21 protein-coding genes, 1 tRNA gene and 1 other annotated feature are annotated in these 25,304 nt (G+C 49.0%); of the genes, 16 read left to right on the top strand and 6 right to left on the bottom strand.

Annotated features, from left to right (window positions below; translation table 11 throughout):
* Positions 1-18: 18 nt before the first annotated feature.
* Positions 19-966: a hypothetical protein gene (locus AWM72_RS02555; protein ID WP_067972691.1), complete on the top strand. Its 948-nt coding sequence runs from the start codon at positions 19-21 to the stop codon at positions 964-966.
* Positions 967-1,025: 59 nt separating this feature from the next.
* On the opposite strand, the gene AWM72_RS02550 is transcribed toward AWM72_RS02555, so the two are convergent.
* Entirely contained in the window at positions 1,026-1,949 is a 924-nt protein-coding gene (locus tag AWM72_RS02550; RefSeq protein WP_256364776.1) for a LysR family transcriptional regulator, read from the bottom strand.
* A 109-nt stretch (positions 1,950-2,058) separates the two neighbouring features.
* Between AWM72_RS02550 and AWM72_RS02545 the strand changes: the two genes are divergently transcribed.
* The 5 genes from AWM72_RS02545 (at position 2,059) to AWM72_RS02525 (ending at position 6,966) form a co-directional block, all read left to right on the top strand.
* Entirely contained in the window at positions 2,059-2,802 is a 744-nt protein-coding gene (locus tag AWM72_RS02545) for an SDR family NAD(P)-dependent oxidoreductase (RefSeq protein WP_230080827.1), read from the top strand.
* A gap of 208 nt (positions 2,803-3,010) precedes the next feature.
* Entirely contained in the window at positions 3,011-4,201 is a 1,191-nt protein-coding gene (locus AWM72_RS02540; RefSeq protein WP_067972682.1) for a uroporphyrinogen decarboxylase/cobalamine-independent methonine synthase family protein, read from the top strand.
* 426 nt (positions 4,202-4,627) lie between these two features.
* Positions 4,628-5,353 (top strand): DUF554 domain-containing protein, encoded by a 726-nt coding sequence (locus AWM72_RS02535; protein WP_067972680.1) that lies wholly within the window; start codon positions 4,628-4,630, stop codon positions 5,351-5,353.
* 62 nt (positions 5,354-5,415) lie between these two features.
* Positions 5,416-6,489, top strand: coding sequence for a DUF6287 domain-containing protein (locus AWM72_RS02530; RefSeq protein WP_067972677.1), 1,074 nt, complete (start codon positions 5,416-5,418; stop codon positions 6,487-6,489).
* 114 nt (positions 6,490-6,603) lie between these two features.
* A complete protein-coding gene (locus AWM72_RS02525) occupies positions 6,604-6,966 on the top strand; it encodes a hypothetical protein (RefSeq protein WP_067972674.1) in 363 nt (120 codons plus the stop codon).
* Positions 6,967-7,065: 99 nt separating this feature from the next.
* On the opposite strand, the gene AWM72_RS02520 is transcribed toward AWM72_RS02525, so the two are convergent.
* On the bottom strand, positions 7,066-8,181 hold the full coding sequence (locus tag AWM72_RS02520) for a glycosyltransferase family 4 protein (protein WP_067972673.1): 1,116 nt from the start codon (positions 8,179-8,181) through the stop codon (positions 7,066-7,068).
* 187 nt (positions 8,182-8,368) lie between these two features.
* Here AWM72_RS02520 and AWM72_RS02515 point away from each other — a divergent pair, with 187 nt between their 5' ends.
* From AWM72_RS02515 to AWM72_RS02480, 8 genes are all read left to right on the top strand, one after another.
* Entirely contained in the window at positions 8,369-9,535 is a 1,167-nt protein-coding gene (locus AWM72_RS02515) for a nucleotide sugar dehydrogenase (protein ID WP_067972669.1), read from the top strand.
* 341 nt (positions 9,536-9,876) lie between these two features.
* Positions 9,877-11,070: a glycosyltransferase gene (locus AWM72_RS02510; RefSeq protein WP_067972666.1), complete on the top strand. Its 1,194-nt coding sequence runs from the start codon at positions 9,877-9,879 to the stop codon at positions 11,068-11,070.
* Positions 11,057-12,370: an O-antigen ligase family protein gene (locus tag AWM72_RS02505; RefSeq protein WP_230080828.1), complete on the top strand. Its 1,314-nt coding sequence runs from the start codon at positions 11,057-11,059 to the stop codon at positions 12,368-12,370. The genes AWM72_RS02510 and AWM72_RS02505 overlap by 14 nt, the downstream gene beginning before the upstream one ends.
* Entirely contained in the window at positions 12,348-13,415 is a 1,068-nt protein-coding gene (locus AWM72_RS02500; RefSeq protein WP_067972663.1) for a hypothetical protein, read from the top strand. The genes AWM72_RS02505 and AWM72_RS02500 overlap by 23 nt, the downstream gene beginning before the upstream one ends.
* Positions 13,416-13,425: 10 nt before the next feature.
* Positions 13,426-14,181, top strand: a complete 756-nt coding sequence (locus tag AWM72_RS02495) for a glycosyltransferase family 2 protein (RefSeq protein WP_067972661.1) — start codon at positions 13,426-13,428, stop codon at positions 14,179-14,181.
* Positions 14,182-14,228: 47 nt separating this feature from the next.
* Positions 14,229-14,301, top strand: a tRNA-Arg gene (locus tag AWM72_RS02490).
* A 785-nt stretch (positions 14,302-15,086) separates the two neighbouring features.
* Positions 15,087-16,736, top strand: coding sequence for an ArnT family glycosyltransferase (locus AWM72_RS02485; RefSeq protein WP_067972658.1), 1,650 nt, complete (start codon positions 15,087-15,089; stop codon positions 16,734-16,736).
* A gap of 19 nt (positions 16,737-16,755) precedes the next feature.
* Positions 16,756-18,114, top strand: a complete 1,359-nt coding sequence (locus AWM72_RS02480) for an MATE family efflux transporter (protein ID WP_067972655.1) — start codon at positions 16,756-16,758, stop codon at positions 18,112-18,114.
* Between the two features lie 286 nt (positions 18,115-18,400).
* Here the strand turns inward: AWM72_RS02480 and brnQ are convergent, their stop codons facing one another.
* Together brnQ and AWM72_RS02470 are read right to left on the bottom strand one after the other, a co-directional pair.
* Entirely contained in the window at positions 18,401-19,750 is a 1,350-nt protein-coding gene (gene brnQ, locus AWM72_RS02475) for a branched-chain amino acid transport system II carrier protein (RefSeq protein WP_230080829.1), read from the bottom strand.
* Between the two features lie 80 nt (positions 19,751-19,830).
* Positions 19,831-20,058, bottom strand: a binding site (T-box leader).
* Between the two features lie 137 nt (positions 20,059-20,195).
* Entirely contained in the window at positions 20,196-20,690 is a 495-nt protein-coding gene (locus tag AWM72_RS02470; RefSeq protein WP_067972652.1) for a beta-class carbonic anhydrase, read from the bottom strand.
* A 202-nt stretch (positions 20,691-20,892) separates the two neighbouring features.
* Between AWM72_RS02470 and AWM72_RS02465 the strand changes: the two genes are divergently transcribed.
* A complete protein-coding gene (locus AWM72_RS02465) occupies positions 20,893-22,437 on the top strand; it encodes a glycosyltransferase family protein (protein WP_067972649.1) in 1,545 nt (514 codons plus the stop codon).
* 18 nt (positions 22,438-22,455) lie between these two features.
* Entirely contained in the window at positions 22,456-22,779 is a 324-nt protein-coding gene (locus AWM72_RS02460) for a hypothetical protein (protein ID WP_067972647.1), read from the top strand.
* Between the two features lie 295 nt (positions 22,780-23,074).
* Here AWM72_RS02460 and AWM72_RS02455 read toward each other — a convergent pair whose 3' ends face one another.
* Positions 23,075-24,505, bottom strand: a complete 1,431-nt coding sequence (locus AWM72_RS02455; RefSeq protein ID WP_067972645.1) for a sensor histidine kinase — start codon at positions 24,503-24,505, stop codon at positions 23,075-23,077.
* The gene (locus AWM72_RS02450) at positions 24,505-25,212 is read right to left on the bottom strand and encodes a response regulator transcription factor (RefSeq protein WP_067972642.1); all 708 of its coding nucleotides are present in this window, start codon (positions 25,210-25,212) and stop codon (positions 24,505-24,507) included. Before AWM72_RS02450 ends, AWM72_RS02455 begins: the two co-directional genes overlap by 1 nt.
* Between the last annotated feature and the right edge of the window lie 92 nt (positions 25,213-25,304).

Below are 25,304 nucleotides of genomic sequence, written 5' to 3'. Positions count from 1 at the left end.
GACTAATTTGAGGTCGCCATGTATACGGATGACGAGGATCAGCGGTCAGTCTGGTTAGAAGAAGCCCATGATCTCGATCCAGATAATTTGGATATTTATTGTGCTTGGGCGCTCGACCAATTCGAAGACTTTGAAGTCATACCGATGATCCAAGCCAAGGCTGATGCCTATTTCAAGGCCCACCGCCAGGATATTAAAGAATCCGGCTATAGTTTTGTGACTAATCGCCCCTATTTCCGCGCCCAAAATATCCTCTTAGATTGTTATACTAGAGGCTTATTTATGGAAGAAGCGGAAAAAATTGCCAAGCATATCCTCCGCTACAACCCTAATGATAATATGGGCGTCCGCTACAAGTTAATGGCGCTTTATGTTAATAGCTTCCAACATAAGAAAGTGAGGAACTTCTTCAAAAGATATCCCTCAGATGACCAGATGCTGGTCTATCTGCCGACTAGTCTGATTCTAGAAAGAGATTTCAATTTGGCTAAGCACCGGATCAAAGAATTGTATCAACTTAACCCGACAATTGTTGACTTCTTTGCGGATGAGGGATTTAATGAATATAAGGTCTATCTTTTATTACCGGAGGAGTCATACCGTCCTAATTCGAAGCAGACTTTGGCTATGGCCTTCCGTGAAATGTTCCCCCTCTATCTGCCATCCAGACTCTTGTATCTTCACTTCAGGGAAATCTTAAAGGAGATTGACTCGGATTATTTTGCAGATATAGAAGCTCGAAAGGAAAAGAATCGTTACGCTGATCGGAATGCGGAAAAACTCGCAGGAACAGGGATATTCACCAATATATCCAGCCAGTATGTGCGCCTCTTGCTAGCAGAAGGTCTAGAAACGCTTGAGGATTTCAAAGAAAAGATGGAAGTGGAAGTTTACTTGATTGATGGCATAGGCAAGGTTACCATCGATCGCTTGAAGGCCAATGGGGTACGTTTTAAAGAAGACTAAGCCAAATTTGTAGTTTTATTAAGAGAGTCCTTGGACGAAGGGGCTCTTTTTTCTTTGGCTTAGTGAAGGTCTAAGTGGCCGTCTAGGATTTGATGGTTGTTGGCGGTCTGCTTGGGCTGGATCCATTGACCGATAAAGTCCAAAAAAGCGTGGAGGACGGGATGGGGGTAGGTGTCGGACCGGTAGACGAGCTGGAGTTTGCGGAAGGTCTTGCCGGGCTGGATAGGGAGGTAGCTGAGCTGCTGGGATGGATACTGCAAGGAAATACTGGTGATGAGTGAGGCGTAGCGTCCGGTCTGAGTCAAGCGCAGGATAGAGGCGGCGTCATCAACGCTGATCTGGTGGTGGATGTGGACGCCCAAGTCGGCCAGAAATTGGTCGCTCTGCTGTCTAAAGGCGTAGTGGTCATGGAGACCCACAAAGGCTAAGTCTTCCAGGTCCTGGCGGTTGATTTGGTCTTTACTAAGAAGCGGATGAGAGGGAGCTAGGGCTAGGTAAAGCTCATCTTCGAGCAGAACTTGGCTGATTAATTCGGGGGCTTTGACAGGGCCTGATGTGACCGCGACATCCAATTGGTAGTGGGTCAGTTGGTGGAGGGCTGCTTCGTGGCTCAGGTCATATTGGCTGAGCGTCAGGCCCGGATAGCGCTCCAAAAAGTCGTGGATTAATTCGGGGAAGACATGTGGCAGGGTGATCGCAAGGGAGAGCTGACCTTCTTGGAGGGAGCGTTGATTCTTGACAATCGCTTGGCCCACTTGGAGCTGGTTACGAGCGCTTTGGCAATAGGCTTGGAAGGTCCTGCCTTGGTCGGTCAGGAAGATACGCCGGCCCCGGCGGTAGAAGAGGGGGACCTGGAGCTGGTCTTCCAAATCACGGATGGCCTGGCTGATGGCGGATTGGCTGACCTTAAGAGTCTTAGCTGCCTGGGTCATGTTTTCATATTTGGCTACTTCGAGGAAGTAAGAGAGCTTGTGGTTAAAGATAAGATCGCCTCCTGATAAGATAAGCTTATTAAGTTATCGTTTATTCATAGTATTTATGATCAATTATATCACTTATAATAAAGATAAGTAATCTGAAGGAGTGATGATTTTGACGCAAAAAGTAGCAATAATCACCGGGGGAACGAGTGGTATTGGTTTGGCAACAGCTCAGAAGCTAAGTCAAGAAGGTTATCGCTTGGTCCTAGCCAGTGTGGACAAAGAAGAACAAGTCGAAGCAGCCTTAGAGAGCTTAGGACACACTGACTCGATCCTTCATGTGGCCTGTGACGTGTCCGACCCTAGTCAGTGCCAGGCAGCCGTTGACAAAGCTTTGGATGCTTTTGGACGCTTGGATGTCCTCGTCAATGTTGCAGGCATCACGGGAGAGCGTGGAGACTTCTTAGACTATGATTTATCGCTGATCAATCAAATTATTCAAATTAATTTGATGGGAACCATTAGTTTCTGCCAGGCAGCCGGTCAGAAGATGAAGGAAGCGGGCCAGGGTTGCATCATTAATGTAGGGTCGATCTGTTCTTTCCTTGCTAACGGTGAAAATATCGGTTACCACGCCAGTAAGGGTGGGGTGAAGATGGCCACTCAAGCCATTGCGAGAGAACTAGGGCCCCATGGCGTCCGCGTTCTTATGGTTTCCCCAGGCTGGGTGAATACCTCCATGATGAGGGGCGACCTTAAAGACTTTGGCGATAGCTTGCACATGAAAGAGCGGGTCATCGAGCCTGAAGAAGTTGCTAATGCTATCTACCTCCTCACCCTGCCAGAAGCCAGCGCGATCAATGGCACGAATGTGATGGTCGAAGATGGCTATACATCTTTTAAAGGGATTTTTTAAAGTATAAAGTCATTAAGATTTATTAGAAAGGGAGAAGCTCCAGCTTTGGGGCTTTTTCTTTTTACTGGCTAGCAATATTGGGCAATAGCTCCTGGCTATAGGCGGCTATATGCGATCGGTATTGGCAGAAAAAAGCTGGTTTGCTTATAATAAAGCTATTGAAAAGACTGGCAAGCTTGCCTAGGTACTGAGAAAGGGAGTAGCGAAAATGACGCAAAGTTCAAAACACTTCTTATTGGTCGGTTCCTTATTAAGGGATCCCGAATTATTAAAGTATCGCCAAGAAATTGAAACACGTGATGATATCACCTATCCATTCTATGAAGACTTCGAGGGTTATAAAGAAGTTGAAGACAAGGCAGTAGCCAAGGCTGTTCAAGCTCAAATTGACCACGGCCTGACTGAGGTTTCTGATGGGGAACAAGGGCGGTCGCTCTGGCATTTGGATTTTGCCTGGGGGCTGTCCGGTGTTCAGCGCTACATCAATGAAGTGGGCTATTTCTTCCACGAAGAAGGGGAAAAGGGACAAGCCAAATCCTTTGAGACCCGTAAGGACGTTGGTTTGGCTGTTAACGGTCCATTATCTGGAAAGAACCACCCTTTTATTGCCCAATACCAACGCCTCCAAGCCATTGTTAAAGCAAGCGGAGCTCATGTGAAGATTAAATTCACTATTCCAGCCCCTGCACAGATTTATTGTGAATTCTTATCTAACGATGTGGTGGGTGAAGGCAAGTACTATCATGATGATGCTAGCTTCAGAGCTGATTTAGTCCGCGCCTACCAAGAATTTGTCAAAGAATTCGCGGCAAACGGAGCAGAAATTTTACAGATGGATGATGCCATTTGGTCGGTCTTCGCCGGTGATGGGTCGGAAAATGCTAACCTATCCGCTTTAGATTTGTCAGGTGAAAATCGCCAGGCTCTCGCCCAAGCCGTAGTGGATATGAATAATGCAGTCACAGATTATGCCCATGAACTGGGGCTAAAAGTTTACACCCACAATTGCCGCGGCAACTATGCCTCACGCTCCAATGGTGAGGGGACTTATGAAGAAGTCGCCGATTATTTCTTGAGTCAACAACACTATGACCGTTACTTCTTAGAGTGGGATGACGACCGGGCAGGTTCCTTAGCCGCGCTAAAGGTTTTCGATGGAAAAGAAGGCGTGGAAGTGGTGCTCGGTGCCCTCTCTTCCAAGACTTCATCTTTAGATGATGAGGAACGTTGCTTAAAGCTATTAGAAGAAGCTAGCCAATACATCCCTAAAGACAAGCTCTACCTCTCCCACCAATGCGGATTTGCTTCCTGTGATGTCGGCAATGAACTGAACGAAGACCAACAATGGGCTAAGATCGACCAAGGCCAAGAGATTGCCAAAAAATTCTTTGGCGCATAAGATACAAGTTCAAAAAGCGAGAAATTCATCGGCGGATTTCTCGCTTTTTTAGTGGATTTCTAGTAGGTGGATGGAAGCCGGCCTTTCTGTATTATTTTGTACGGAAGCTCTTCGGCTATAGGGACCTGTATTGAAAATAAATAACGATTAAAAATCCCGGCTAGATGGATTGAGTGGACAGCTCACCGGTCTAGCTGGGATTTTTTTGTTGAAACTGGAGTCTTTTCTTGCCGTTCAGGATCTTATTGTGACCATTCAGGTAGGATCAGCTTTAGGGAGCAGAAATAATGCTATACTTCATTTGCAAGCCTACTCATCTAAACTAGAATTATAGCCCAAGCTATCATTAAAATTAAATGAGTTTTATATGATAAATATGCTAAAATAATAGCTATTGAAAACGAATGAAAGAAATGAGGAAATGAAATGGTAGGGCTTGGGACTGTGATTAATTGTGGTGGAATCTTACTCGGGGGTCTGGTTGGGGGCTTGGCAGGCAATCTGTTTAAGCCCAACCAGCAGGAGGCCCTTCAGAAGGCCTCTGGGGTGAGCGTGATCTTTATTGCCATTGCGGGAGCTATGGATGGGATGCTGACCTTGCAAGGAGGAGAGATTGTCAGTGGACGGTCAATGCTGGTGGTTCTCTGCCTGGCGCTCGGCAGCCTGATTGGCGAATTGATGGGGATCGACCAAGCTTTTGAGAAGTTTGGCCAATTCCTCCACAAGAAGTCGGGCAATGGCAGGGATCCCCTCTTTGTGGAAGCCTTTATTAGCGCTTCACTGACGGTTTCTATTGGGGCCATGGCTATTGTCGGTGCAATCCAGGATGGCCTCTTAGGGGACTATTCTATGCTGGCCATTAAGTCCGTTTTGGATGCCATAATCATTGCAGTGCTCACTTCTTCCATGGGCAAGGGGGCGGTTTTCTCCGTCATTCCGGTTCTAGTCCTGGAGGGCGGGGTGACCTTATTGGCCCGCTTACTGTCGCCGATTATGACCGACTTGGCCCTGGATTACCTCTCTCTGATCGGGTCCATCCTCATCTTCTGTATCGGAATCAACCTGCTATGGGATAAGAAGTTGAATGTCGCTAACATGCTGCCGGCGGTTTTCTTGGCGATTTTAGCCGCCTTCTTGCCCCTCTCATTCTAGCCATTCAGACGAGGCAGCTTGTTCTTGTCGCTATGATCAAATAATAAAAAAGGAGTCTAGCTATGAAAAAATTTAGTCAATGGGCACTTGTCCTATCAACTGGCTTGGTGCTTGCCGCCTGCCAGAACACAACCAAGCAATCAACAAACAATCAATCCTCCTCTGAGCCAGCTTCTGAGAAGGTCTCTTCGACTGCATCAAGCTCAAACAGTCAAGAAGCGTCTACAGCGTCTTCCAGTCAACAGACCTCCTCTAAGTCAGAAGCACCAGCTGTTAAGCCAGAGGTCGACAATATGATAGCTTACGGTCTGACCCTCCAGGAACTGGCCCAGGCTGAAGAGAACCGCCCAGATTACTTCGTCTTCTATGATATTGACGGCAATGGGGTGGATGAATTGCTGACGGCCACCGACTACGATGGCAAGCTCCAGTATAGCGACCTCTACTATCTAAAGGGTGGGCAAGAACCGACCCTACTGGCAAGAAATTACGCGGCTAGTGCAGGTGGCCTCCGTCAAGCCAGCGATATTTTTCAAGATGGGACGGTCTTGGATTCCTACCACTACTCTGCCCATGGAGAGGGTGAAGCTCAAATTCTCCGCATCAACCCTGAGACGCTGACAGAAGAGGTAGTCGAAGAGGGGACCTACTCGGTAGGGGATATCAGCACCCTAGATGACTTTGCCGGAGGTCGGACTCCCATCGATTATGACCAATTAGACTGGCAGCGGATTGACCAGGTCGTGCTGGCCGAATCAGCTGACCAAGCTGACGCAGCAAGTAGTTTTGACATGTCCGCTATTCTGGAAGGGGACTACTCGAGTCTGGTCGGAACTTGGCAGGATGGAAATGGCACAACTTTTGAATTTACTCCGGAAGATATTGTCTACGGTGACTTGACTATTTATAATAGCGAGGCTATGTCCGATGGCACGGTGAGACTAGGAATTGGTCCTAAGAGTGAATCCATAGCTGCAGGCGCCCTGCTTATCGTCATCCCCGCTGGACACACCCCTAATGGCCAGTCCAAGATTCCTGATACTTATGACGGATCTGACATGAGTCAGGACCGCTTATGGGCGGGACAGAGCCTAGACTTTAGGGATCCCAATGCCTTCTTTTATAAGGTGGATTGATCAAGACTATCGGCTAGGTGAATTTAACTTTTCTTGGTAAAATAGAGCTGGAAAGTTCGGACGCAGTTTTTGAGATCATGGTAGCGCTTAATGGGCATGGAAAGGATGGTTTTTATGCGCTTAGGGAAGGTTTTGAAACGGATTGGTCAGGACGAACGCTATACGGTCGAAAAGGATACAGGTTTAATTTATGCTAGGGTCAATGGCTATAGCCTCTTAGTGGACATGATGCACTTTGGCCAGCCGTACGATATTATATTTCATCTGACAAAGGATGGGCAGGCACCCGGCCGGCAGGAATTGATCCACCACCTGCCCAAGCATAAAAATTTACAGAATGTCAGAGTAGATGGGAATAAGGTCACTTACCAGGCTAGAACAGCTATGCTGGTTCAATCGACAGTGGATAGCTTGTTTGAGATAGTTGATTTAATCACTCAAGGCTTAGAAGAATTGGGATATGAAGAGATGGCTTAGTCAGTCAAGCAAAAAAGGAAATCATTAGCTGCTCTTGGCGCAATGATTTCCTTTTTTCTAATCTGATGACGAATAAAAGCTGCTAGCAAGAAAGTCCACTTAAGCCTTCAAGACTTTCTGGTAGAGTTGGCCATATCGTTCCGAGATCTTATCCCAGGAGAAGTCCTTTGAATGGTCGAGGGCGCGCTGGCAAAAGCCGGGATAGTCGGCGAGGATGACTTGGACATCGCGAACAAAGTCTTCGGGGCGGTCAGGGTTGAGGCTGGCGCCGACTTCATAATTAGGATAGTAGCTGTCGAAGCCTTCGCCTTTGGTATAGATGACAGGGAGGCCCTGGCTCATGGCTTCCACATAGACCAGGCCAAACGTTTCCCGTGAAGAGACTAGGGTAAAGATGTCCATCTGCCGGTAGAGGTCCCGCATCCCATCTTGGTCTTTGGGGCCGTGGTAGTTAACCAGGGGATGGTCTTTGACTTGGGCGAGGATGCTTTCATCCCAGGCCGGTCCAATGAGATGGAGTTCGGCTTCTTGGGCATTGTGATGGTAGTAGTCCACCAGGCGGATGAGCTTGGGGATCTGTTTTTCTTTTAAGAGTTTAGCCGTGCAAACAAAGCGCAGGGGCTGGTGGACTTCGGCTGTCTTGTCGGTGTAGCGGTTGGCGTGCCAGTAGTCGTCGATCCCATTGGCAATGACTTGGGTCTTGACTGCAAGCTCATCCTGCATGCTTTGAGGAATGTATTTGGCGAAGACTTCCTGCCTGGAGTTCTCAGAGATAAAGACGACTTGTTCGGCGTCAGCAAGAATCTGTAAACCCAGCTTTCGCAGCCAGGGCATCTTCTGGAAGAAGGTCCGGATATCAGCGCTGCGGACTGCCACAATGTAGGGAATGTGATGGGTCAAGTAGACTTTGTGGGCCAGCCAACCATTGGAGAAGAGGGAGTGGGCGTGGACCAGGTCGAATTGGTCGAAGGCATAGCGGCGCTTGAGGTCTTTCCAGATCTTATAATGTTTGAGATGGAAGACATAGCGGTCCGCTTGGTGGAAGGCTTCGACAATCTGGCAGTAGTCACCTTTAGCGGCTAGACGGTCTTTGGGGAATTCTTTGGCAATGGGGACATAGACGTCGAGGTCCATCCCGGAAGCAACTTGCCGGTCGTAGAGGTTTTGGTAGAGTGGGGTAGTTGAATAGTAGGAGTTAATATGGAGGATATGCACAAAGCTTCTTCCTTTCTTATAAAATGAACAATTCTCTATTATTATAGCAAAAAGAACAAAAGCCTAACAGAAGATAAAAAAATTATAAAATTCCTTTTTTTCTAGGGGAGGGGGCTTAATTGAGAGGGCATTATGCTATAATTAGCCCTATATGAAGTAAATGTACTGGAAGAGGAGAGCGAATCAAATGAAAATAACAGTTGTCGGTGTCGGCTATGTGGGGTTAGCGAATGCGATCTTGCTTGCACAGAACCACCAAGTGACGGCACTGGATATCAATGAAAATGTGGTCAATATTATTAATTCGGGTAAGCCTCATATCAAAGATCCCGAAATGGAAGCCTATATGGCCCATAAAGACTTGGATCTGACCGCAACGACAGATTCTGACCAGGCCTATGCAGGGCCAGAACTCATTATTATTGCGGCACCAACCAATTATGATGAGGTGACCAATTCCTTTGATACCTCAGCTGTTGAAGCCGTTCTCGATGATATCTTAGCCCATGATACGGACTGCCCAATCGTGATTAAATCAACCATTCCGGTCGGTTATACCGAGCAGATCCGCGAAGAAAAGGCTTGCGATCGTATTATCTTCTCACCAGAATTCCTGCGTGAAGGTAAGGCCTTATACGATAACCTCTATCCATCACGAATTATCGTGGGCGATGAGGGTGAAGCGGGCCAACTCTTTGCCAAGCTCTTGATTGAAGGAGCAGAGAAGGAAGATATTCCGGTTCGCTTCATGGCGCCAACTGAGGCCGAAGCGGTTAAGCTCTTTGCTAACACTTACCTGGCCCTGCGTGTTTCCTTCTTTAACGAATTGGATACCTATGCGGAAGTGCGAGGCTTAGATTCCAAGTCTATTATTGAGGGGATTGGCTTAGATCCACGGATTGGTCTTCACTATAACAATCCTTCCTTTGGGTATGGGGGCTACTGCCTGCCTAAGGATACCAAGCAGATGTTGGCTAACTTTGAAGACATTCCCAATAACATTATCCGGGCCATTGTGGACGCCAACGATACCCGCAAGCAATTTATTGCGGATTCGGTGCTGCGCCGTCAGCCTGAAACGGTTGGGGTTTACCGCTTAACCATGAAGCAAGACTCTGATAATTTCCGCCAATCGGCTATCCAAGATGTCATGAAGAAATTACGCGGTGAAGGGGTCGAAGTGATCGTCTACGAACCTAGCCTGGCTGGAGACGATTTCCAAGGTTACCGCTTAGAAAATGACCTCCAAACTTTTAAAGATAAGTCCGACTTGATCATCTCCAACCGTCTTGCCAAAGACTTAGAAGATGTGACGGATAAGGTCTACACCCGCGATATCTATAACGAAAATTAAAGACTTTTATCACATCATGTGAGTGAGCATCCGTTTCGCTTTTGAATTTGATCCTTGAAAAGCCATGGCACCGGTTCGGGCCAAGGTCCCTCACCTAGCGAGCTTCAAAGGGCTAGTAAGGCTTACGCCAACTATCCCTAATTCACATCGCTTGCTTTTTCATGGCTAAGGATCAACTTCAACGCTCTACTACTGCTCAAAGCTAACTTGTGCAAATTGTCTAGTTTAGTCATTAATAATAAATAGAGGAAAATTTAGTAAACTACACTACTTCCAAGTCGAGCGTTTTTTGCTTGGCTGGAAGTCTTTGTGTGCTTAGAAGGGAAATGAGGAAATCTGGCATGCCAAAAGACTCAGGCAAAGTCCGTCGCGTTCTCCACTTGATGAGTGGCTATGGCGGTGGCATTTCATCATTTATAAAGAATAAGGCGGAGGAAATGCCCCGCTATGGGATTGCCTTTGATGTGACGACCTATGACGAGTGTCCGGCAGACTTCCAAGCAGCCATTGAGGCGACTGGGGGCAAGCTTTATCCGCTCAGAAATCCGAAGAAAGAAGGTTTCAAGGCTTTTGAAGAGAGCTTAAACCAGGCCCTCGACCATAACGACTATGATGCCTTCTATTGCCATATCAATGGTTACCGGGCCCTTCCTTATTACTATCTCTGCCGGCGCCGGAGTCAGGCGCCTTTCTATATCCATGCCCATAATTCGCTCGATAACCAGGTCCCTAGCTTGAAAAACCGGGCCCAACAGTCCCTGTCCCAGGGCTTGAACCGCCGCCTGTCGGCTTGTCCGCTCGGCTGCGGTAAACGCGCTATCTGGGGCATCTTCGGCCCTGCCATTGATCTGGATGAGATGATGATCATCCCTAACAGTATTCATACGGACCGCTACCTGCGTTCCAATGCTTGGATTGACCAACAGAAGGCGCAGCTCAGGAAGGAGTATGCTTACCCAGCGGATACTCTTTTGATCGGACACATCGGCCGTTTAACAGCGGTTAAGAACCATGAGAAGAGCTTAGCCATTGCTCAGGCCATTAAGGACCAAGGCTGCAATGCCAAGCTCCTCATCATTGGGGCCGGTGAGCGGGACCAAGAGCTTAAGGAAGCTGTGCGCAAGCAGGGTCTGGAAGAGGTGGTAGATTTCACGGGCCGGATTAATCCGATTTCGGAATTTTATCCGCTTTTGGATGCTGTCCTCCTGCCTTCCTATTCCGAGGGCCTGCCGACAGTGGTGGTTGAGGCTCAAGCGCTGGGCATTCCTGTCTTAATGTCTGACCGGGTCACGGATGAAGTGGACCTCGGCTTGGACTTGGTATCTGCCTTGCCCCTTAGCGCTGGAGCTGAGGATTGGCTTGGTGAGATCTGCCAGCTGGCTGCTCAGGACCGGCCTAACCTGTGTGAGCGTGAGCAGGCGGTTGAAGCCAAGGCCTTCAGTAATGAAGCCTCGGCCCAGCTCTTTGTCGACTTTTTAGCGGGCAGGCGCCAGCATTTTAACTTTGAAGGGGGGCAATCTAGTGGCCATCTATAGTTTGATCTTACTTGCCAGTGTCTTTTTAGGCACGGAGCTATTGGCTATTCCGACTCCCTTTGCCCAGATGACCATCTATCGGCTCTTAGCGCTCGGCGTGCTTCCCCTGATTGCTTACCAGTCTCTGCTTAAGGGACCGAGCCTTAAGCTTAAGCGGCCTGGCTATGGCCTCTTCATGATTGGAGCCTATGTCTTTTGGTGGCTTTGGGCCCTCATCTCTGTACTCTGGGCCCGGGCTTTGGGTCCCTGGGCCCAGGCTGTCTTCCTTTTGACCATCGGTATTTCCAGTGTGGTCGCCCTCTATTTATGGACGGATAGCTTGCGCCAGTGGAAACGCTTAGTCCAGGCAGCCTGGTGGATGATGTCAGCCCTCTTAGTTTGGGGTTATTTTGAAATTATAACCAATATCTACTTATTTGCGGATATGGCCAAGCTGGATAAGTATGGGACCTTCGCCAGCCAGCCGCTGACCCGCCTGCCCATTACCCATTTCGAGAACCAAAACGACTACGCCACTATGCTCTTGGCTTATCTAGTTGTTACGGCCATCTTATTGCTCCGGTCGCGGGTGACTTGGCAAAAAATCGCCTATCTCCTGGCCATGGTCTTGGCGGAATATCTGATCTTTAGAAGTGGGTCGCGGATGAGCCTGCTCTGCTCCTTCTTATACTTCGGCCTAGTGGTCCTCCTGCAATTTAAGTGGGATCTGAAGCGTCGCCATTATGTTCTGGGCCTGCTTGCTCTGATCCTGGGATCGTTGGCCCTCTACTTGTGGGTACCGCCCGTCCAAGAAGCCCTAACTAGTTTGATTTATACAGGGAGTGAGGGCTATATTTCAGGAGATACCGGCCGGGTCAACCTCTGGCGGAATGGCCTGGTCTTTCTGGGGACGACCCTGGGCTTAGGCGTTGGAGCCGGTAATATTGAGACTTGGATGGCAGACTTCCCTCTCTTACCCACCAAGGGAATTGTCAATATGCACAATTGGTGGCTGGAAATTATGGTGGGCTATGGCCTTTTCGTCTTTTTAGCCTATGTCGTGGCCTATGCCCTCATGCTCTACCGGCTCAACCAGATTCGCTTAGTCCAGAGCCCCCAATGGCGCCAGGTGACCAACCAAGTGATGGCCTTTTTATTGGTCTTTATCCCGGCCAGTGTGACCAGTGCCAATAATATGTATATCGAATGGCATTGGGCATTCTTTGGCTTATTGATTAGCTACCTAGCCCTAGCAGAGAAGTCCCTAACGAATACAGAGAAAGAACGAGGTAGGATGTATGAGCTTAGCAACAATGATTAGTGAGTTGTGGCGTTTTTGTAAAGAAAATCTATTAAAAATTATCTTGGGTGCAGCTGTCTTGACAGCCCTGCTCTTCGGTTTGCGGGTGCTCTTGACCGACCATCCCGAAGAGAGTCTGAGCTCGGCGGCAGACCAAACAGTGCAGGCAGACGAAGCGACCCTAGAAGCGTCTAAGGAAGGGCTGAAAACGGCCTATAGCCAGGAACCCGCTGAGTTCCAGTTCAGCGCCTTAGTGGAAGACGGCAATGTCTTTAGTAATTCCTTCTTAATTGATGAATACCTGGCCCGTCCCGATATGGTCAAGAAAGCTGAAGAGAAGAGCGGGGTAAAGTTTGCGGATAGTCTGCAGGCTGAACAGAACTTAGGCCTCTATAAGAATGGTGATTTCCGCGGAGGATTAGCAGCTGTTCGCGATACCTCGAGTGGGGTGATTACCCTCCGTGTCCTCCTAGGAAAGACACCAGAAGAGAACAAGAAAATTGCCCAAGCCTATTATGATATTCTCCAGGAGCCCCTGCCCTTTACCCGCGACCTGAATCTGATCATGTTGGGCCGACCTGAAATTGGCGAACGCTTGGACCTGTCCCAGTATGAAATGGTGGCAACGCCAAATACCATCGCAAGTATTGTGGGGAGCAATTCCCTGCCACTGTGGCTCTTACTTGTTGCGGCTTATATCGTAGCCCTGCTGATAGTAGCCTTCCTGCTCTTTATCTGGCGGCTCTTCGATGGCAAGATTCGCTATGCCTTTGAATATGTTTGGGCCTTCGAGGATGAGCACCTACTGGCTAAGAACATGGATGAGGGCGTTCAACACTTCATCAACCAGCCTTACGGGAAGGACCGTCTCCTCTTAGCTGAGGAGGGTGGGCTCAATGCGCCCCTGGCTAGCCAGCAGACTTTAGAAGGCTTTAGCGGGCAAATGGATGAAATCGTCATCCTCCTGCAAGCTGGCCAGAGCCACAAGAAATGGTACCAGGCCCAATACCGCCTGGCTAAGCTCTACCATGTTCCGATTAAGATTGTGCATTTGATTCAAGCTTAAGGAGGTCATTATGCAAGACGACTTGGTTTCCATCGTGACGCCCGTTTATAAGGCGGAAAAATATTTGGCCCATACTATCGAGAGCGTCCAAGCCCAGGACTATGACAATTGGGAGATGCTCTTAGTGGATGACTGTAGCCCGGACCAGAGCGCTGAGATTATCAAGACCTACCAGGCTCAGGATGACCGGATCAAGTACCACAAGTTAGAGGAAAATAGCGGGGCGGCTGTGGCCAGGAACTGGGGCTTGGAGGCTGCCCAGGGACGTTATATTGCCTTCGTGGATAGCGATGACTACTGGACACCGGATAAATTGTCCAAGCAGCTAGCCTTTATGGACCGTGAAGCTTACGGTTTCACTTATACCAACTTCGCCCAAGTCAATGAGGCAGGGGAGGTCCTTAAAGAAAGAGCGGACTTGCCCCACAAGCTCGATTACGATGGCCTATTGAAGAATACGGCCATTGCTTGTTCAACAGTGATGATTGACCGCCAGCTGGTCGGTGACTTCCGAATGCCCCTGGTTCGTAAGGGCCAGGATACGGCGACTTGGTTGATGTTGATGCGGGAACGGGGCTGCCAGGCTTATCTCTTAGATGAGGTTCTCAACCACTACCGGCAAGTTCCCGGTTCGATTTCCTCTAATCGACTGGGGGCGCTCAAGCGGACTTGGCATACCTACCGTGAATTGGAAGGTCTCCCCCTCTGGAAGGCCTCCTATGTCTTTGCTTGCTATGTTTTTAACGCCATTAAGCGGCGAATTTAACAAATAAAGTCACAAGAAGCTTAACAAGTATGTTAAAATTCTTGTATGGCCCCGTAGCTCAGCGGATAGAGCATTCGTTTCCTAAACGATGTGTCGGAAGTTCGATTCTTCTCGGGGGCGTTTTTTTATGCCTTGAATCAAGTGTAAAAAATGTTGATTGAAATGGTGCTATGAGCATACGTTCCGCTGTTGAATTTGGGCCTTGAAAAGCCATGGCACCGGCTCGAGCCTTGGTCTCTCGCCTAGCAAGCTTCAAAGGGCTCGTACGGCTTCGCCTACGATCCCTAATTCACATTGCTTGCTTTTCATGGCTAAGGCCCAACTTCAACGCTGCACTTCTGCTCAAAGATAAATCTAAACCTGCTTTTTGTTTGGTGCTTTGATAGTGGTGGTGCGGGGATTGTGCTGATGAGCATGCATTTCGCTTTTGAATTTGGCCCTTGAATGATAAGTGGATCAACACGGCTGAAGCCGTCTTGTACTTTATCCGTAAGTCGCCAAGGCTCCAACGGCTAAAGCATGGCACCGGTTCGGGCCAAGGTCCCTCACCTAGCGAGACTCAAACGGTCCGTACGGCTAGCGCCTACGTTCCGTAATTCGCTTCGCTTGCTTGGTCACGGCTAACGATCACTTTCAAGCTCCACTCCTGCTCATGAGTAGATTCCAATCTCATTATAGTTTGGTGTTTTGTTAATGTTTGTGTAGAAACTGTGCTGGTGAGCGTACGTTGTGATTTTGAATTTGGTCATTGAATGTTCAGAGGATCAACATGGCTGATGTTATCTTGTTCTTTAGCCCTAGGTCACTTTGTTTTACGATTAAATGTCAGCGCTCCTACTTGCTTATTTGGGGGGGCGAAGACTTGAATATCAGCTTGTACATTAAAGTAAAAGAGGAGTCATGTGATGGAAAGTAGTCAAAAGAAATATTGGGAATGGTTTTTAGGGGGCTTGAGTGTTTGCTTGGTTTTAGGGCTCACTTTTATTTTTTCCCTGTCCTTGACCTCGAGTCCTTGGGCGGAGGCTATTCCCGGTCATGATAGTTCCATGTTTATTTATATGGGTCGGGAGATGGCTAGGGGTGGGATTCCCTATTTAGATTTTACGGACCACAAGGGGATTAGCATTATCTTAGTTAATGCCCTGGGTTGGCTCATGCCCCATGTCAACCGCTTTGGCGGGATTTACTGGGTGGAGCTCTTGGCCCTTTCGGCACTGACAGGCCTAATCTACTATCTGGGCCGGCAGTATTTAGACCGATTGCGATCACTCCTGGCTGTAGGAATTAGCCTGCTCATACTGGATCCTCTGATTGAATCCGGTAACTTGACCGAGCTCTATGCCTTGGCTGGCATCTTGTTCACCTTGATGGCTTACCTGCGTTATTTTGAAGCAGACCGCTTGCCGGCCTGGCAATATTTTTTAGTCGGCTTATCGGGAGCCTTTGTCTTTAATTTACGGGCCAATATGATTATCAGCTGGTTGCCTTTAATCGGACTGATCTTTGCCCACTTGCTCAGCTATAAAAATTACACTGAAATGAAGCGGGCGATTATGTGGACGGGGCTTGGGATTCTTAGCTTTATCCTGCCGGTTAGCTTATACTTGGTCTATCATGGCGCCTTTACGGAGATGATTAACTTCTCTATCCTCTTCAATCTCCAATATTTGACGGATAGTGAATTCACCAAGTCAGAAATTCTTACCAAGTTAAATGAAAAGTTAGCCTTCCACCATATCCTGGGCATGGGCAGCTTGGGCTTCCTGACTTGGTTGGTCAAGGACCGCCAGCAGCCCCAGACTTACTGGGGGTTGGCGGGTTTCCTCCTAGCTTTTGCGGCGACCTTCTACTCGACCCTCTTGTCGGGACGTTTCTATCCGCATTATTTTATGGTCCTCCTGCCCTTCATCAGCCTGCTCATCATTCACTTCTTGCGCCTCTTTAGTCTGAGGAGGGGGCAGGCCCTAGTGAACATTGGGGTCCTCGCTTTAGCCCTTTACTTCTTTAAATACCCGGCCGATATCTTCTACAACCGGGTCTACAGCGTGACCTTGCCCGAAGACCATCCGACCCTGGTGGAAAAGATGGACCAACTCGGCCCTGGCTTCAATGGGGGACTCAAGGGACCTGGCGACTGGCAATGGGAATTGGGAACGGATGAACGCTATGTCTGGGCGCTCCAGCGAAGTTCAACCAAGAACAAATACGAAGCAGCCAGTCAAATTATTCTGGCTGAAAGTCAGCCTACTGATCCGATTTATGCCCATCGCTTCGGCGGCGCCTTCTATCTCTTGACTGACCGGCAGGCACCCACTCGCTATTTCAACTTGCCGGCCGTTGACTTAGACCAGGCGCCAGCTATTGCGGATGAATTTCGGACCGACCTGACCCATAAGCAGCCCCAGGTCTTGGTCATTAAGGACCGTCTCAAGGAAGGCCAGTCTCTGAATTCTCAAGTGGAAGCTGACTTTTTGGATTGGATTCAAGCGAATTACCAAGCAATCGACCAGGTGGGGGAATACTGCCTCTACCAAAAATTACCGAGCCCACAGTGAGCTCTGAAAGGAGTTAGGAATGAAATTATTGAAGAATATCTTTAACGTGGCCCTGTCTAACATCATTGGCTTCGGGACGAGTTTTATTATTAACTTCCTCCTGCCGGCCATTCTGACAGTCGCTGACTACGGCAACTACCGCGAATATATCATGTATACTTCAATAACTTACTTGTTTAACTATGGCTATAATGATGGGATCTATATTAAATATGGGGGCAAGCGGTTGGAAGACTTGGACCCGCTGGAGATCCGGTCTGAGCATAACTTTATTGTGGTCTACCAGCTCTGCGTCTTCGCCCTGATGCTGACCTATTCTCTGGTGGTGAAGAATCCTATCTTGGCCCTCTTCTCGACGGTGACCCTCTTCGATACCATCAACATGTACCACCAGAATTTCTTGCAGGCTACGGGACAATTTGCGACCTTCTCGCGGGCCAATATCTCCAAGAGTATCTTCTATATCCTGACCCTCTTGGTGGCCATCTTCCTCATGCGAAGCGACAATTACTATCTCTACATCGTCCTCAATATCCTGTCCTATCTCTTCCTGACGGTCTTCTATGAATACCGCTTTATCAAGAACCAGGGCCTAAACTTTATCTTCTCTTGGAAAAAGCACCTGGGTCTCTTCCGGGTCGGCTTCTTTATCCTCTTTGCTAACATGTCCTTAACCTTTGTTGGCCTGATCGGGAGTTGGGTAACCAAGTGGTGGTACAATATTGAAGAATTTGCCCAGTATTCCTTCCAGAATTCCGTCCTCAATGTGATCCTCTTGATCGTCAATGCGGTGGGTATGGTTTTCTACAATGTTATTGCCAAGCGTAAGGACCAGATGCTCTTGAATGTGATCAAACGAGCCTGTATTTTCTTAGGCATTCTGAGTGGCTTTGCCTTCTTTATCTTCAAGTGGATTATCTTAACCTTCCTGGCTAAGTATGAGCCAGCGACGACCCTCTTGTCAGTTACCTTTATTGCGATTCCCTATATTATGCTCTCGCGGATCTTGGTAGCTAATATTTACAAGGCCACTGTGCCGGAACGCCAGTACTTCCGAGATAGTGTCCTTTATGCGGGCTTATCCTTTATCTTTGTGGCGGGCCTATCCTTTGTCTGGCACGATATCCTAACGGTTGCTATGACGACGACCCTCTGCTATATCTGCTGGTTCTTCTATACCAGCCAGATTCGCTTTACTTATTTGAAAAACAATTGGCGGGAGGTCCTCCTCTTGGTCAGCCATGCCGTCTGCTTCTATGCGGTGGCTAACTTCATGCCCTTTGTGGGGGGCGCCCTGCTTTACCTCCTCTACTTAGCAGTCGTGCTCTTCTTCTACCGGGATTGGCTCTTTGAAGCCAAGGCTCTCTTGGTTGATTAGTCTGTTCTTGCTTGTTCATGGCTAAGGGCCAACTTCAAAGCTCCACTCCTGCTCAAACTACATTGCTTAATTATTAAGAGTGCCTCATCTTTAAATCACAACAAAAAGAAAATAATAAATAATTTTTAGTGAGTAGCATTTTCCTTTTTGATTTTAGTATTAAGTTGCAAATCTAAAAGTAAATAATCTTGTAAAGGTGCTAGTGAGCAGTCAGATGTTCACCAGCACCCTTTTCTTTGCACGAAAAAACTCCCCTGGCTTTCCAGGGGAGCGTGTTAAAGCTGAATTAACGGGTCCATTCATTAACTGGGCTGCTGGCATAGCGAGGGAGTAGGACTTTTTCGCAGGCCAGGCTGATGAGGAGGGCGACTAGGGTAGGGACTAACCAGCCCAGGCCTTGACTGGCTAGGGGGAGGTTAGCGACGAGTGAAGTGAGGCCAGGGAAGCTGACCTTGAAAGTGGTCTGCAACATGTCGACCAAGGGGAGGGCGACTGAGACCGTAGCCGCTACGAGGTAGGAGAGGGGACCGTATTGGACGACTTCCTGGCTGATACCCATGAGGATAAGGACGAGGGCAACCGGATAGATGACGGTCAGAACAGGGACAGAGAAGGCCAGTAAATTATTTAAACCGAAGTTGGCAACTAAGAAGGAGAAGCCGGTCCAGATAAAAACCCAGGCCCGGTAGGAGAGTTTCTCCTTGAATAATTGGTTGAAGTATTCGGCGCCAGAAGTGATGAGGCCGACACAGGTTGTCAGGCAGGCTAGGGTGAAGATCCCGGCTAGGAAGACCAAGCCAAAATTACCTAAGGCAGCTTGGACAGCTTGGGTCAGGATGAAGGCTCCATTGTCTGCTCCAGCCAGTTTTTGGGAAGAGACCATCCCGATAGCGGCTAACATGGCGTAGACCAGGAAGAGGACTAGGCCAGCGAGGAGGCCGGACTTCATGGTATACTTGGCGACTTCCTTCTTGTCTTGGACGCCAAAGCGGCGGATGGCCATGGAGATGACAAAGCCGAAGTTGAGGGCGGCCACGGCATCCATGGTGTTATAGCCTTCGAGGAAACCTTGGACGACAGGACTTGTGGCATAGGCATCGACGGGTTCCGCTACGCCCTTAGGCATGAACATGACCCGGGCGAACATGAGCAGGATCATTAAGAGGAGCAGGGGCGTCAGGTACTTGCCGACCCGCTTGACTAATTGGTTGGGTTTGAGGCAGAGCCAGAGGGCCAAGGCAAAGAAGGCGAGGGTATAGATGAGGCGGGCGAGACCCAGGCTCATGGCTTCCGGGATATAGGGGGCCACTGCCATCTCGAAGGGGACAGAACCAGCCCGGGGAATCCCTAGGCCAGGGCCGATGGATAGGTAGATCGCTGTGGTAAAGATGATGGAAAACTTAGGCCCGACACGGTTGGCTAACTGGGAGAGGCCCTCTGTCTTACCGACCACAATAGTGCCTAAGACGGGGAAGATGACCGCTGTCACCGCAAAACTGACCAGGGCAATCCAGGTCCGACTCCCAGCCTGGTTACCGAGTAGAGGGGGGAAGATTAAGTTCCCAGCCCCAAAAAATAAACCAAACAGCATGATAGAAGTTTGTAAAAATTGACTTCGTGATAACTTGTTCATCATAATTCCTCCTTAATTTTCCATAACTAACCAGCAACATTTCAGACTTTGAAAACCATAAAAAAACGCCCCTTGTCCTATAGACAAAGGGCGAAATAGTCCGCGGTACCACCTTTATTCTTACCGAAATAAGCGCTCGAGCATCCAACAATGCCGGGGGAGGATAACGCACACCACTGCGACAAGGCTTACTACGCTTCAGCCTTGCAATCAAGAAAATGATTTTCGAACTTACTGCCGTTATAAGCTTCCACCAAACGCTTACTCTCTAGAAACTTTCATAAGCCTACTCGTTTTTCAATGTTTTTTATTGATCTTCAAAAGTTAAACCCATTGTAAGACGAAATCTCATAATTGTCAAATGGTTTTCTTAGATTTCTTAATATTTTTTTATGGTCATCCCTTACACATTAATTGTGAGCCTTAAATCTTCAAGTGTAGAAAGATCCTAATCCACCTGGTGCATGCGTCCGGTGTCTACGTCATAGACGGCGCCGGAGATGATAATATCATCGGGGATTAGAGGCGAGGCTTTGAGCAGGGCAATGTCTTCGCGGACACTGTCTTCCACATCGGTGAAGGGAAGGAAGTCTTGGCCTTTGACGTCGACGCCGAGGTCCTCTTTTAATTGCTGGGCGAAGCCTTCATTGGTGAAGGTCTGGGCGCCGCAGTCCGTGTGGTGGAGGACTACAATTTCACGCGTCCCTAATTGTTGCTCGGAGATGACCAAGGAGCGAATCGTATCCTCGGTGACGCGTCCCCCAGCATTGCGCAGGATATGGGCATCGCCGAGAGCCAGCCCCAATGCTTGGGCCACATGCAGGCGAGAATCCATGCAGGTCACAATGGCCACCCGGGTCTTGGGGTGGAGGGGAAGATGGGCATCTTCGTGTAGGTCGGCATAGGCTTGGTTGGTTTTTAAGAATTTTTCAAAATAAGACATGGTTTTCCTCCTGCTCGCTGTGTCATTTAAGTTGGGATTATCTTATCACTTTTTAGGGGACTTGTCCCTGATCACTCACTGGGGGACAAAGTCAGGAAAGTTGGGGAGGGGGGAAGAAATTGACGAGTTAGATTTAAAAAATCTTGGGCCTTAATTTTTGTTATAATACCTAAGTAAAACTAAAATGATGGGAGCGTATCAAGTGACTGATTCAAAAAAATCGCTGGCCTTTAAGCTAATTGGCCTCCTAACCCTGGCTATCTGCTTACTGGCAGCCTTTCGTACAGGACAAGATAAATTAGGCTACCATGTGGATGAATATTATTCCTATGGCTTATCTAACTCTTACTATAAGCCTTTTCCAGACGACTATAACCAATGGCTGAGCCCTGATTATTATGCGGACTATCTCACCACTTCGGAGGATGACCGTTTTTCTTATGGGTCGGTTTATTATAACCAGACTCAAGATGTCCACCCGCCTTTTTATTATATGGTCCTCCATACGGTGTCTTCTTTTTTTCCAGGGACCTTTTCTAAGTGGCTAGGCTTGGGAGTCAACTTAGTCCTCTATGCCTTGATTTTAGTCGTGCTCTTTTTCTTCTTGCGAGAGCTCCTGGCCAATCGTTGGCTGGCCCTAGCCCTGGCGAGCTTCTACGGGCTGAGTGTGGGCGGATTGACCTCCTTTGTCTATATCCGCATGTACCTCTTGCTGGCCCTTATCCAAGTAGTCTTTGCCTATCTGGCCTATAAGTACTTAAAAGCACCTAGCCGAAAAATCTTACTGGCGGCCATGGCCACCACTCTTCTCGGGGGACTCAGCCAGTATTATTACTATATCTTTGCGGGCATCCTCACCGCGGTTCTCTTTGGTCTCCTTTGCTTGCGTCAAGAGGGCAAAGCGGCTAGCCAATTTGCCTTAGGACAGGCCATGAGCGTGCTGGCTTGCCTAGCAATCTTTCCAAGTACTATCGACCACCTCTTCAATAGCAATCGAGGGAATGAAGTAGTGGGAAACTTGTTTGGGACCCAGCAAGTCGACCAAGTGCGAGCCTTCTATGACTTGATCATGGACCAGCTCTTCGCTGGCTATGGCAAGCCCCTCTTAGTCTTCGCCATCCTGGCTTTCCTGGTTTTGTCTTGGCAGCGGAAAGCTCTGGACAGTTTTCTTCTGCTCGCCCTGCCTGCCGTCTTAGGAGTGGCCTTGATTGCGCTCGTTTCGCCTTATCCATCAGCCCGCTATATCTTTGCTTTTTATCCCCTAATCATTGCTTGCGCTGGCCTGCTCTACCAGCAAGTTTTATCCCCTATTCCGCATTTGGGCTGGGCTAAATTGGCCCTGTTAGTCTGCCTCTTAGGCGGTCTTGGCTACGTTGGTCAGCGGGACTATGAGCTGGATTACCTCTATCCCGAGGCGGATGAATTTATGCAGGTAGTGAATACGGTAAGTGAAGCGCCAGTCATCGTCATTCCCGAATCGGAGACTCCGCAGAGAACTGCCTGGCATTGCGAGGAATTAATGCAGTTCCCAGCCATATATCCTCTAGCTGCTCAGGAGAGTCATTATGCAGAGGGCATCCAAGAGATGGCTCCGGGACCTGTCGAGGACCAAGTTGTTCTCCTCATCCACCGTGATGTGCTCAACCAACATCCCGAAGTAATTACCAGCCTCTATGACAAGTTTGGCTTCAGTGAGAATAATTGGCTAGGGCGCAACCGCCACTTTGAACTTTATCAATTGCATTAAAGAAGAAAGGAGCCCCTTATGGCAGAAATCGGTGCCATTACCTCAGTGGTCATGCTAGGCTGTGGTCTAGTTATCAGTTGGCAGGCCTGGCAAATCGCCTATAAAGAGCGTTTGGACCTCCTCAATGGCTATCATCCAGGCCGCTTGGCGGCTAAAGACCGGGTGCGCTTTGCCCGGGGCGTGGGTCAGGGTCTGGGCCTTATCGGTTGGTCAGTTGCTTTAACCGGCCTTAGCCTCCTCCTAAGCCAATCTTTATGGTCCTGGCTGGTCTTTGGCCTGGGCTTTGTCTTGGGCCTTGGGCGGGTTATTTGGACCAACCACCGTTACCATGGCCTGTTTTAGATTTTGATTGGAATTGAAAAGCCTTTCGACTGGCACTTAGCTGGCTAGTCGAAAGGCTTTTTTAATATAATATAGCGCGAGGAGAGACTGAGCATTCGTTTCGCTTTTGAATTTGATCGTTAAAGAGCCATGGCACCGGCTCGAGCCAAGGTCTCTCGCCTAGCGAGACTCAAACGGATCGTATGGCTAAAGCCTACGCTCCGTAATTCGCTTCGCTTGCTTTTCATGGCTAACGATCAACTTCAAAGCTTCACTACTGCTCACTGCTAGCCTAAAAAACTGGTACTTTAATTATCTAGCTATCGACATCAAAAGGAGAATGTTTATATAATTTCTGCTGATTTCTTGGGAATATGATACGGGCTTGGAAGCCTTGGGGGGAGAGGGCTCGGATTTGGAAATCGCCATGGTGGTTAGCCATAATCTGCCGGACGATGCGCAGGCCAAGACCGTGCTGGCCTTGGAAGGCTGCTTGGTCTTTATTTTCTTGGAAGACTTCGGCTTGGAGCTCTTGGACTTGGTTTGGAGGCAGGCCTTGGCCATTGTCGGAGACGCTAATCATGATGGCTTCGTCAAGGACTTGGAGGTCGACTTGGATCCGGCAGCCTTGGGGATTGTGGCGGATGGCGTTGGTGATGAGATTAGTTAGGGCCCTTTGCACCAGGCCGCTATCCGCCCAAATGAGGCAGTCTGTCCCTGGTCCTTGGTAGTTGAAGGCTATGGGATAGCGGTCTTCGTCCAGGCTGTTGAGGAAGTCGGCGACAACTTGGCGGCTGAGGGCCAGGAGGTTGACTTGGTCGAGTTTTAGAGGCTGCATTTGGTAGTCCAGACGCGAGGAGAGGTTCAGGTCTTCGACGAGGTCTTTGATTTTTTGCCCTTGGATGAAAATTGCTGCAACTTTCTTCTGGTCGGAGGGATTTAGGTGTTGGCTGCTCATTACTTGGTCGGCATAGCCCATAACCATGCTGAGGGGGGTGCGGATGTCGTGGGAGATGCTTGAGATCCACTGACTGCGGGCCTGGTCCTTCTTCTTGAGTTGGCTTTGTTGGTCGTGGAGGAGGGCGGAGGCTTGGTTGATTTTTTGGGCGATTTGGGCGAGGGGGCCCGATACTGTGAGGGTCAGCTTTTGCTTACTAGGGAGGGCTTGGATGGCTTCAGCCAAGGGACCTAGCGAGCTCAATAAGCGGCGGTTGGCGAAGAGGTAGATGGCGAGGAGGAGGACCAGGTCAAGGCCAATCATCAACGTAACATATTGAGGGGCCTTGGCAATGAAGGCATAGGGCCAGCTGGGATGCTGGAGCTTCCAATAGCTCTGTTTAGGGAAGGCGACCACTAAGAGTCCCAGGTCAGAGCTTCCAGTAAAAGTGGGGTAGTCGGCCAGGTAGCCGCTGTTAAAGGAAGCAATATCAGCTGTCCTGACTTGATTGCCCAGGTCAATGGGGATATGGTCTGACCGCCAGAGAATTTTGGGGGAGTCCTTGGCGATTAGGAAGGCCCAGGCTCCCTCCTCCTTGAGGGCTTGGGCGCCGCTTGCACTGAGCTGATAGGTCCCCTCCTTATAAGTGATTTCTTGGGCGACCTGGTCAGCAAGGCGCCAGGGTGAGCTGTCTTTTTGGTAGGGGCTGGCCAGGAAGGCGAAGGCTAAGAGGTTGACCATTAGGAGAAGGGCTGCCGAGCTGAGGACGATACGGATGTAGCGGCTGAGGGCCTTGTGCCAAGTTTCCATTAGACATGTCCTTTCGTGAGTAATTTATATCCCAGACCCTTAGCAGTGACCAGACACTGGGGTTGGGAGGGATTGGCTTCAATCTTCTTGCGCACCCGGCGCACATGGGTCATCAGGGCTTCCTCATAGCCAAAAGGATTATCGCCCCAGACGGCCTGGCAGAGATTATCGATGGTGACGATCTTCCCTTCGTTACGGTAGAGTACGCGCAGGAGGGCCACTTCCTTGGCGGTCAGTCGGGTTCGGTCCTGACCACGAATCACTTCGGCTGCTTCCAGGTCCACTTGACAATCGACCAGGTCAAAGCGGCTCTCGGCCTTGGGATAGGCCCGTCTGAGAATAGCGGTAATCTTATACAATAATTCCTTGGCGAGAAAGGGCTTGACCACATAATCATCCGCACCCAGGTCATAGCCCCGCAAGCGGTCTTCCGCTTCGCCTCGAGCAGAGAGGAAGAGGATGGGGTAGTTCTGTTTTTCTCGCAGGCGTTTCATCAGGTCAAAGCCATTCATATCCGGCAACATAATGTCCAGGATGGCAAGGTCAGGTGGAGTCTTTTTCACTAATTCTAAGGCCTCCTCGGCAGATTGGGCGGTAGAAATCTTTTGATAGCCGCCCTGTCTTAGGAAGTCGGCTGTCATTTCCAATAGGTCGGCTTGGTCGTCGACTAAGAGGATCTTTTTTTCTTTTAAATAATGGTTAGTCATCGATGCTTCCTCCTTAAGGCTATTATAGGCAGGAAGAAAGGGGGAAGCAATCCTTGCTTAAAAATGTCAGGAAATTGTCAGTTTGGGGTCAG

The organism is Aerococcus sanguinicola (genome assembly GCF_001543145.1).
Lineage (GTDB): Bacteria > Bacillota > Bacilli > Lactobacillales > Aerococcaceae > Aerococcus > Aerococcus sanguinicola.
Note: the sequence above shows the minus strand (reverse complement) of the source record. Positions and strands in the feature narration are given on the sequence as shown.